6 protein-coding genes are annotated in these 6,392 nt (G+C 66.4%); 1 reads left to right on the forward strand and 5 read right to left on the reverse strand.

All coding sequences use genetic code 11. The annotated features are described in order from the left end of the window. Positions 1–4 precede the first annotated feature (4 nt). From VMD91_04465 to VMD91_04485, 5 genes are all read right to left on the reverse strand, one after another. Positions 5–673: a TMEM175 family protein gene (locus VMD91_04465; protein ID HTW83311.1), complete on the reverse strand. Its 669-nt coding sequence runs from the start codon at positions 671–673 to the stop codon at positions 5–7. A 7-nt stretch (positions 674–680) separates the two neighbouring features. Further along, complete coding sequence (locus tag VMD91_04470) at positions 681–1,376, reverse strand: ABC transporter ATP-binding protein (protein HTW83312.1); 696 nt, start codon at positions 1,374–1,376, stop codon at positions 681–683. Between the two features lie 117 nt (positions 1,377–1,493). Then, positions 1,494–2,240, reverse strand: coding sequence for an ABC transporter ATP-binding protein (locus tag VMD91_04475; protein HTW83313.1), 747 nt, complete (start codon positions 2,238–2,240; stop codon positions 1,494–1,496). Continuing rightward, a complete protein-coding gene (locus tag VMD91_04480) occupies positions 2,240–3,364 on the reverse strand; it encodes a branched-chain amino acid ABC transporter permease (GenBank protein HTW83314.1) in 1,125 nt (374 codons plus the stop codon). Before VMD91_04480 ends, VMD91_04475 begins: the two co-directional genes overlap by 1 nt. Beyond that, positions 3,361–4,254 (reverse strand): branched-chain amino acid ABC transporter permease, encoded by an 894-nt coding sequence (locus VMD91_04485; protein ID HTW83315.1) that lies wholly within the window; start codon positions 4,252–4,254, stop codon positions 3,361–3,363. Before VMD91_04485 ends, VMD91_04480 begins: the two co-directional genes overlap by 4 nt. 203 nt (positions 4,255–4,457) lie before the next feature. On the opposite strand from VMD91_04485, the gene VMD91_04490 reads away from it, so the two are divergent. After that, positions 4,458–6,392: ATP-dependent Clp protease ATP-binding subunit (locus tag VMD91_04490; protein HTW83316.1), on the forward strand; the 1,935-nt coding region annotated here is incomplete at its 3' end.

Genomic DNA, 6,392 nt, shown 5'->3' on the forward strand with positions numbered 1-6,392 from the left:
CCCTCTACGATACACCGGACGGCGCGGAAGTTCCGCGCCCGAACAAGCGCTCGGGGATCGCCCGCAGCCGCGAGCCGCCCAGCCGGTTGGCGAACGGGAGCGCGACCAGGGGCACCCACGCCCAATGGACGCCGTTCACCGCGTCGATCGCGATGGCCAGGGCGAAGATGACCGCGCTGAGCGACGACCGCACGACGGCTCGCCACACGCGCTCGCGCAGCGCGCCGTCGAGGACCGCGTACGAGCGGCGCAGGCCCCGCCATTCGAGGACCAGGCCGGTGGCCGCGATGGCGAACACCAGCAGCGCGTAGAACATGAAGCCGGCCTTCTCGTCCAAAGCCGTGCCGTCCATCAAACGCGAGAAGGTGATCAGCCCGTAGGGAAGCAGCGAGATCGAGGCGAGGTAGGCGAACAGCATCGTGCGGTCGATCTGCTGCGGGCGAAAGCCGACCGACATGATGCGGTGATAGCGCAGCCAGTACGTCACCAGCAGCGCGAACGTCACGCCGTACAACAGCCAGCGAATGGGATGGTCTCCCAAGTCGCTGGCGTGGGTGGGGACGCTGAGCTGCAGCGCGCTCAGCGAGAGCGAGAAGCCGAAGACGATGTCGCCGAACGACTCGAGGCGCGTGCTGAGGTGACGTTCCTCGTGGCTGAGGCTCTCGCGGTACATGCCGCGCTCACACGGCCAAGTACCGCTGCATCATCGCTTCGTCGGCGCGCAGCTGATCGATGGTCCCCGCGCCGACGATGCGGCCGTTGGAGAGCACGTAGCCGCGGTCCGACAGGCTCATCGCGACTTGTGCGTTCTGCTCGATCAACAAGATCGTGTTGCCTTCGGCGCGGATCGAGCGCACGACGTCCTCGACGTTGCGTGCGATCAGCGGCGCGAGCCCTTCCATCGGCTCGTCGAGCAGGATGATATCGGGGTTGGCGACCAGCGCGCGCGCGATCGCGAGCATCTGCTGCTCGCCGCCCGAGAGCTTCGCCGGCTTGTCGCGCCGCTCGCCGAGCACCGCGAAGTACTCGTAGATGCGCTTCTCGGTCCACGGGCCTTTGCGTCCGGCCAGTGCCGCCAGCCGCAGGTTCTCGCCGACCGTCAGGTTCGGGAAGATGCGCCGGTCCTCGGGGACGAACGCGATCCCGTGCTGCGCCAGCGAGAACGGCGTCTTGTTGGTGACGTTCTCACCCTTGAAGCGGATCTGGCCCATCCGCACCGCGACCAGTCCCATGATGGCCTTGCAGGTCGTCGAGCGGCCCGAGCCGTTGCGGCCGAGCAGCGCGACGACTTCGCCCGCGCCCACCTCGAGCGAGACGTCCTGCAGCACGTGGCTCTTCTCGTAGTACGCGTTGACCCGGTCCAATTCAAGCAGCATTCTAACGGCGCTCCGCCCGAGGCTGCGCGCCCCCCACGCGTTGCGTGGGGCCCCCGGTCCGACCTCGCAACGACGGTACCGCGAACGCGTGATTCTGCTGCGCTCGGTCCATGACCATCATACGAGCTCTCCCAGGTACGCGCGTTGGACGGCTTCGTTGGCGCGGATCTCGGTCGGCGTTCCGACCGCCAGCACGGCGCCGGTCTGGAAGACGGTGATCGTCGTCGAGATCGCCATGACGACGTCGATGTCGTGCTCGACGAGCAGGATCGTGCGGCCGGGCGAAACGCGCTGGATGAGGTCGACCGTCGCGTGCGTCTCGGTCGGCGACATGCCGGCCAACGGCTCGTCGAGCAGCAGCACCGGCGGATCGCTGGCCAGCACCAGACCGATCTCCAGCCGCCGCTGATCGCCGTGCGAGAGGTTCTCGGCGCGCGTGTCGCGCGCGTCCCACAACCCGACGTCGTTCAGAAGCCGCTCGGTCGTCGCCGGAATGCCGGCGAAGCGGCGCGAGGGAAACAAGAAGCTGGCCTTCCCGTCGTTGACGGCTTGCGCCGCCAGGCGGACGTTCTCGGCCACCGTCAGGTGCGCGAAGATGTTGGTGATCTGGAACGAGCGCGCGATGCCCAGCCGCGCGCGCTGATAGGACGGCAGCCGCGTGATCTCGCGGTCCTTGAACCAGATGCGGCCGGCCGAGGGCGGCAGCATCCCGCTGAGCAGGTTGAAGAAGGTCGTCTTGCCGGCGCCGTTCGGTCCGATGATCGTGCGCACGCCTCCGGTCGGAATCTCGATCGAGACGTCGTTGACGGCGGTGAAGCCGGAGAAGCGGCGGGTCAGCCCCTCGGTCTTGAAGACGTAGTCCATCACTGCACCCGGTCCATGCCGACCGCGTCGTCGACCAGCGGCCGCTCTTCGCGAACGTCGGTCTCGACCCGCGCGCGCCGCGAGATCAGGCGCCGGAACGTGTTGCCGGCCCCGTATTGCCGGATGTCGTCGATCAGGCCCATGATCCCGCGCGGTCCGACCAGTACGAAGAAGACGAACACGATGCCGATCCAGGCTTCCCAGTACTTGGTGAGCTGCGAGACGTTGTTCTGGATCTCGTAGTAGATCGACGCGCCGAGCGTCGGCCCCAGAAACGTCTGCATCCCGCCGAGCATCGACATCATGACGACGTTGCCGGAATACTCGACCGAGCCGGCGTCGGGGTTGATGGCCTGCTGGTAGTAGGTCCACAGCCAGCCGGCGATCGCCGGGAAGACCGCGGAGAGGACGAACGCGTTGACGCGGTACTTGTCGACGTCGTAGCCCAGGAAGCGCGCGCGCTGCTTGTTCTCGCGGATCGCGTGCAGCACGCTGCCGAACGGCGAGGAGACGATCCAGTACAGCACGCACAGCGCGAGGAAGACGACGATCGCCGTGAACCAGTAGAAGTGATAGGTCTCGCTGAGCATGTGCGAGCCGAGGATCGTCGGCCGCGGAATGCCCTGCAGGCCGTCCTCGCCGCCGGTCAGGTCGCTCCACTCGTAGGTGACGAAGAAGACGACCTGTGCGAACGCCAGCGTGATCATCGAGAAGTAGATGCCGCTCGAGCGCGGCACGATCAGCCGCGCCAGCACCCAGGCCCACAGCACCGCCGCCACCAGCGAGAAGATCAGCGCCAGCAGCAGATTGTCGGTCGGCGCGTGCTGCACGGTGAGGCCGAAAATCTGGACGTTGAAGCCGTTGGCGAACAGGGCCGTCACGTAGGCGCCGATGGTGAAGAACATCGCGTGGCCGAACGAGAGCTCGCCGACGTGCCCGAACAGCAAGTTGAAGCCGCCCGCGAAGAGCGCGAAGATGACCATCGTCGTGCCGATCCCGACGAATCCGCTCCACTGGCCCGCGAACGGATTGGCGCCGGCGACGAAGGGCAACGCGACGAACAGCAGCGCCGTCCACAGCAGCGGGTGCAGCAGGACGGCGGACAGCCGGGACCGTGGCTTCATTCGAACAGCCCCTCGACGCCGAACAAGCCGCGCGGGCGGATCAGCAGGATGATGCCCATGATGAGGAAGCCGCTCAGGTCGACGGCCGGTGCCCAGATCAGCGCCACCAGACTGCTGACGATGCCGATCAGCAAGCCGCCGACGATCGCGCCCCAGAACGAGCCGATTCCGCCCACGATGACGATGACGAAGGTCAGCACGATCCACTGCGAGGCCAGCTGCGGCTGCACCGCGTAGATCGGCGCCGCCAGCGCCCCGGCCAGGCCCGCCATGAACGAGCCGATGCCGAACACGAAGGTGAACATCAGCGGCATGTTGATGCCGAGGATCTTGACCATCTCGGCGTCACGGGTGCCGGCGCGGATGATGATGCCGATGTTGGTCTTGTTCAGCAGCAGCCACACGACCGCCAGGATGACGATCGTGATGATGACCAGCAGGAAGTCCCGGTAGAACGGAAACTGCACGCTGCCCAGCGAGATCGAGTCCGGCATGTACGCCGGCGTGCTCACGCGTACGGCGTCGTCGCCCCAGATACGGCGGACGACCTCGGTGAAGATCAAGGCCGTCCCGAACGTCAGCAGCAGGGTGTACTCCGGCAAGCGCCGGTAGAGCGGGCGGATCAGCGTCGATTCGAACGCCATCCCGAGCAACCCGACCAGCAAGGCGGCGACCGGAATCGCCGGCCAGAAGCCCAGCCGCGGCGAGAGCGTGTACATGACGTACGCGCCGAGCATGAAGAAGGCGCCGTGGGAGAAGTTGATCACCCCCATGAGCCCCAGGATGATGTTCAGCCCCAGGGCGACCAGGATGTAGAGCATTCCGAGGGTGATGCCGTTGACGAGCTGATCGAGCAGCTGCGGAACGGTGAACAGTCCGAGGATGTGAATTGCAGCGTCCTCGCAGGCGGCGGAAAAGTCGACTCACCGTTCGCCCCTGCGGTGCCTGCTTCCATGCTGCATTCGGCCAGGGGTTTGAAACTGAACGAACGTGCCGAAGGTTTAACCACCACCAAGGCCGCACCGGACTCCTCAGGGAGCCGATCCGGTTGGAGGCAGGAGCGGCACGGCCGCTCGGGGAGTTTCGGAACGTCATGTCAATGTGGGAACCGTTCACCGAACGCGCGCGGCGCAGCATCGTGCTCGCTCAGGAAGAGGCGCAGCGGCTCGGGAACAACTACATCGGGACCGAGCACATCCTGCTCGGGATCATCTCCGAGGGGGAGAGCCTCGCGGCCAAAGTCCTCGAGACCCTCGGTGTGAACCTGGCCAAGGTTCGCCAAGAGGTCGAGGCGATCGTGGGGCGAGGCGGCCAGACCGTCCAGCAAGAGATGGTCTTCACGCCGCGCGCCAAGCGCGTTATCGAACTGGCGTTCGAAGAAGCTCGGCAGCTCAACCACAACTACATCGGCACCGAGCACCTGCTGCTGGGCCTGATCCGCGAGGGCGAGGGCGTCGCCGCCCGCGTGCTCACCAACCTGGGGGTCGACCCGGCCAAGGTGCGCGTGCAGACGACCTCCCTGCTGGGGGCCGAGGGCCAGCCGCCTGCTCCGAAGGGCAAGTCGAAGACTCCCACGCTCGACGCGTACGGTCGCGACCTCACCCAGCTCGCACGCGAGAACAAGCTCGACCCGGTCATCGGCCGGGCGACCGAGATCGAGCGGGTCATCCAGATCCTCAGCCGCCGGACCAAGAACAATCCGGCCCTGATCGGCGAGCCCGGCGTCGGCAAGACGGCCATCGCCGAGGGCCTGGCGCAGCGCGTCATCAAGACCGAGGTCCCCGAGCCGCTGCGCGACAAGCGCGTGATCACGCTCGACCTCGCCGGTCTGGTGGCGGGCACCAAGTACCGCGGCGAGTTCGAGGAGCGCATGAAGCGCGTCATGGACGAGATCCGCGGCGCCGCCGGCGAGATCATCCTGTTCATCGACGAGCTGCACACGCTGGTCGGTGCGGGCGCGGCCGAAGGCGCGATCGACGCCTCGAACATCATCAAGCCGGCGCTGGCGCGCGGCGAGCTGCAGTGCATCGGCGCGACGACGCTCAACGAGTTCCGCAAGCACATCGAGAAGGACTCGGCGCTCGAGCGCCGGTTCCAGCCGGTCATGGTCGGCGAGCCGACGGTCGAGGAGACGGTCGAGATCCTCAAGGGCCTGCGCGATCGCTACGAGGCGCACCACAAGGTCACCATCACCGACGAGGCGCTGGTGGCCGCGGCGAAGCTCGGCGACCGCTACATCAGCGATCGCTTCTTGCCCGACAAGGCCGTCGACTTGATCGACGAGGCGGCCTCGCGCGTACGTTTGCAGGCGACGTTGCCGCCGCCCGAAGTGCGTGAAATCGAGAACCAGATCCGTCAGGTCAAGCTCGAGAAAGAGTCGGTCGTCAAGTCGCAGGAGTTCGAGAAGGCCGCTGCGATTCGCGACCGTGAGGAGAAGCTGCGGCTGGAGAAGACGCGGCTCGAGCAGGAGTGGGCCGACAAGCGCGCCCAGTCCGACAAGGTCATCAAGGTGACCGAAGCCGACGTCGCCCACATCGTCTCGTCGTGGACGAAGATCCCCGTCTCGAAGCTGGCCGAGCACGAAACGGCCAAGCTGCTCGGCATGGAGGACCAGCTCCACAAGCGCGTCATCGGGCAGAACCAGGCGATCGGCACGGTCACCCGCGCGATTCGCCGCGCGCGCGCCGGACTCAAGAATCCCAAGCGCCCGATCGGATCGTTCATCTTCCTCGGACCGACCGGCGTCGGTAAGACCGAGGTCGCCCGTTCGCTGGCCGAGTTCATGTTCGACGACGCCGAGTCGATGATCCGCATCGACATGTCGGAGTACATGGAGAAGTACGCCGTCTCGCGCCTGGTCGGCGCACCGCCCGGATACGTCGGCTACGAAGAAGGCGGTCAGCTCACCGAAGCGGTGCGCCGCCGTCCGTACTCGGTCGTACTGCTCGACGAAATCGAGAAGGCGCATCCCGATGTCTTCAACCTGCTGCTCCAAGTGCTCGACGACGGGCGCTTGACCGATTCGCAA

The organism is Candidatus Sulfotelmatobacter sp. (assembly GCA_035504415.1).
GTDB lineage: Bacteria > Vulcanimicrobiota > Vulcanimicrobiia > Vulcanimicrobiales > Vulcanimicrobiaceae > Vulcanimicrobium.

Excerpts from the sequence above, each read along its gene's own strand:
- VMD91_04465 (HTW83311.1), bottom strand. The coding sequence starts at position 673 with ATGTACCGCGAGAGCCTCAGCCACGAGGAACGTCACCTCAGCACGCGC.
- VMD91_04470 (HTW83312.1), bottom strand. The coding sequence starts at position 1,376 with ATGCTGCTTGAATTGGACCGGGTCAACGCGTACTACGAGAAGAGCCAC.
- VMD91_04475 (HTW83313.1), bottom strand. The coding sequence starts at position 2,240 with ATGGACTACGTCTTCAAGACCGAGGGGCTGACCCGCCGCTTCTCCGGC.
- VMD91_04480 (HTW83314.1), bottom strand. The coding sequence starts at position 3,364 with ATGAAGCCACGGTCCCGGCTGTCCGCCGTCCTGCTGCACCCGCTGCTG.